This is a genomic window from Micromonospora deserti (genome assembly GCF_003236335.1).
Lineage (GTDB): Bacteria > Actinomycetota > Actinomycetes > Mycobacteriales > Micromonosporaceae > Micromonospora > Micromonospora deserti.
Genome location: NZ_POUB01000436.1, coordinates 1 through 2982 on the forward strand (window position 1 = coordinate 1; position 2982 = coordinate 2982).

Consider the following 2982-nt stretch of genomic DNA (forward strand, 5'->3'; position numbering starts at 1 on the left):
CAACAGTCACCCCACCCCGCGCTACGACGTCCATACCGTGACCACAAAGGATGCCAAGCCGCCAGGCACGAGGAAAACGAAGACCACGAATCCCCGCCCCCGCCGCACAGGTTAAAGATCAAGCTAGTAGGGCAGCCGCACTTCAGTTGATCATATTGTGAGGGTTCGGCATCGTAGTCGGGTGCGGTGGTGGTACCAGCGGGCGCGGGCTTGGTGGCGGCATCTCCACCACGTCCATCGCAGGTGGTGTGCCGCGTCGTGGACGGTGCGGGTGAAAGGTTGAACAGGCGTTTGACCTCGGCAACGGTCAACGGGATCAGACCGGGGTCCGGTGGCGGCGCCTCGGTAGGGCGGGTCGGTGGCGGGGGCAGAGTGCTCGTGACCGGACGCATGGCGGCGGCGGTGACCGCACAGATCGCCAGGGCGGCGGCGGTCAGGGTGAGGTGGCGTAGCAGGGCGGTGTAGAGCCGGACTTGGCTGTGGTCGAGTCCGAAGTGGTCTTTGCCGGTGCGAAAGTCTTCCTCGACCGGCCAACGCCTCCCCGCGGCCCGCACCAGGGTGGCCAGAGTGGCCGGCGGCCGGCCCGGTGGACTGTAGCAGTAGAAGTAGGCCAGGTCGGTGGGATCTTTGATGTTGCGGCGCACCAGCAGGTGATGCTGCCCGCTAAGCCGTGTCCTGTGGATCATGAGGGTCGGTCGGGTCGGGCTCGGAGCCAGTCGAGTGTCTCGGCGAGGTCCAGAACGCCTGGTAGCTGTCAGCGAGCTTGTCGTACCTGGTCGCGACGCCGCGCCGAGTCCGGACGCTTACGGGGTCGGCCGAACCCGCCGGGACGGATCACGGCGACCTTGTCCAGCAGTGGCACCAGTTCGCGGGTGTCGGAGGCGTTGCCCGGGGTGATCCGCGTGGCGAGGGCGCGTCCCCGCCCGTCGGCCATAGTGTGCACCTTCGTGGTCAGCCCTCCCCGGGAACGACCCAGACCTTGACGTGCCTGCGAATCCGCCGTGTCGAGCCCCCTTTACGGGCACCCGCCGCGTGTTGGTGGGCGCGGGCGATGGTGGAGTCGGCCTGGGCGTTCCAGTCGACGTCACCATCGGTCTCGGCCACCGCGATCACGTGTTGCTTGAGCCGCGCCCAGGTCCCGTCGTCGGCCCACCGGCGCAGCCGTTCGTGGCAGGTCTTCCACGGCCCGTACCGCTCAGGCATGTCCCGCCAGGGCGAGCCGGTACGTTTCACCCAGCAGATCCCGTTGATGACCTGCCGGTGATCACGCCACTGGCCACCGCGTCCGGGCTGCTCAGGCAGCAACGGCTCCAAGATCGCCCACTCGTCATTCGTCAAATCGAAACGCGCCACGACCAGTACAACGAACCACGTCCATGATCCGCAGGACACGGCCTAGGCCGTGACTCGAGCCCTGATACGCGCGTTGAAACGTTCGGTGTTGATGACGGCGCGACGGTGGATGCCGCGGCAGATGGTGGCGGCGTCGTCGTGGGCGTGGACGGTGAAGGTGAGCTGCCTACCCTCGACGGCGCTGAGTTCGGCATGGACAGTGAGGGTGCTACCAGGAGGTGTGGGTGCCTGGTGGCTGAGATCGATGTGTACTCCCAAGGTCTGCTCACCCACTTGGAGATGTCCGTCGATGGCGCGCATGCAGGCCCATTCCACGATGGCGACCAGGTAGCCGGTGGCCAGGACTGTGGGCAGGGCTGCGAAATGCTCGGATTCCGGTAGCAGGTACGGGACAGTGCGTTCGTCTGGGACCACATAGTCCAGTCGTGCGGCAAGGCCCGGCCGGAGTGAGGCGTTCACGATCTTCCTCCCGATGTGTGGCAGGTGCGGCGGGGCAGGCAATCGCCGGTGGCGATGACGCCAGCCTTCTCGATCATCAGGACAGTGGTACGTACTGGGACGACCGGCCGATGCAGCATCCCCGCCGGGACGGTGAACGCCTGCCGGGGACCCAGTTCGACGGCATCGGCGTTCTCCAGCTCGATGCGGAAAAGTCCATCCAGCACGAAGAAGAACTCATCCTGCTCATCGTACTTGTGCCAGTGGAACTCCCCCTGCATGACCCCCAGCCGCACCCACACGTCCCCGATCTGGGTTGTACCACGGCTCGTCGACCTGGTCGATCAACGCTTGGACGTCCATCGTCTGCAGGGCGGTGAACAGCGGCTGGTAGTGAATGGCGTAGTCCGGCATTCGGTCTCCTTCTTGTCGGGCAGGCGCGGGCGGCTGCCGCCCTCTCGTAAGGTGACCCGAGGTCACACTGCGGTGGTGATGGCGGCGATGCGAGGAACCGCCAGGCGCAGGTAGTCGTCGGTGGCCAGGGCGATCGACCGGTCCAGCCGGGCGGCGTTGAAGAACAACTCCGGCACTCGTAGCAGCGTCGGATCGGCGATGAGCTCCAGGTCAGGGTGGTAGCTGAAGGGCAGCACGGTGCGACCAGCGGGCGACAGGTCTGCGGTATCTGCGTGGGCTGATGCTGGACGGCCGGCGCCAAGAGGCCACCGCGGCCGAAGCCAGCGCCGCGGCCGGTGACCGCGTCGCAGCGGCTACGCAGCCGTAGTCGGCGGACAAGCACCGGTCGGTCGTCGCGCGGCTGCTGCCACACAGCCGGCCGTCCCTTCCCTTTGCGGGGGCCCGTGTCCCGGGCCCCCGCAACCCTTCCGGTCAGTAGACCTCCATGCCGTACCACGCCAGCGCCTCGTTGACGGGCTGGTGGTAGCTGCGGCACGGGGTGGCGTAGTCGGGGGTGCCGCCGGACAGGAGGCCGAGCGCGGCACCGTTGTGGTGCAGCGAACCGCCGCTGTCTCCGCCAAGCGTGCAGATGTCGGTCTTGATCGCGCCCTCTAAGGGACGTCTCGTAACTCGGTCGGGCGTCCATGGTGGATCATGTCAGGGTGCAGGTGATCTCGGCGGCTCGCCCGGAGTGGATCTTCCCGTTCACCGGGCTGCAGCCCGCCCAGTTCCGCAGGC

General features: G+C 67.1%; 4 protein-coding genes and 2 pseudogenes. All 6 read right to left on the minus strand.

Going from position 1 to position 2982, the window contains the following annotated elements; translation table 11 throughout:
* Positions 1-644: pseudogene (locus C1I99_RS30750) on the minus strand (hypothetical protein); the annotation flags it as partial.
* Positions 645-793: 149 nt separating this feature from the next.
* Positions 794-1353, minus strand: a pseudogene (locus tag C1I99_RS30760) (IS5 family transposase); the annotation flags it as partial.
* Between the two features lie 42 nt (positions 1354-1395).
* Positions 1396-1812: a thioesterase family protein gene (locus C1I99_RS30765; protein ID WP_111137657.1), complete on the minus strand. Its 417-nt coding sequence runs from the start codon at positions 1810-1812 to the stop codon at positions 1396-1398.
* The gene (locus C1I99_RS30770) at positions 1809-2087 is read right to left on the minus strand and encodes a cupin domain-containing protein (protein WP_199562454.1); all 279 of its coding nucleotides are present in this window, start codon (positions 2085-2087) and stop codon (positions 1809-1811) included. The genes C1I99_RS30765 and C1I99_RS30770 overlap by 4 nt, the downstream gene beginning before the upstream one ends.
* A 180-nt stretch (positions 2088-2267) precedes the next feature.
* Complete coding sequence (locus C1I99_RS30775; RefSeq protein ID WP_199562455.1) at positions 2268-2441, minus strand: YbaK/EbsC family protein; 174 nt, start codon at positions 2439-2441, stop codon at positions 2268-2270.
* 235 nt (positions 2442-2676) lie between these two features.
* The gene (locus tag C1I99_RS35080; protein WP_369122452.1) at positions 2677-2847 is read right to left on the minus strand and encodes a trypsin-like serine protease; all 171 of its coding nucleotides are present in this window, start codon (positions 2845-2847) and stop codon (positions 2677-2679) included.
* Positions 2848-2982 lie beyond the last annotated feature (135 nt).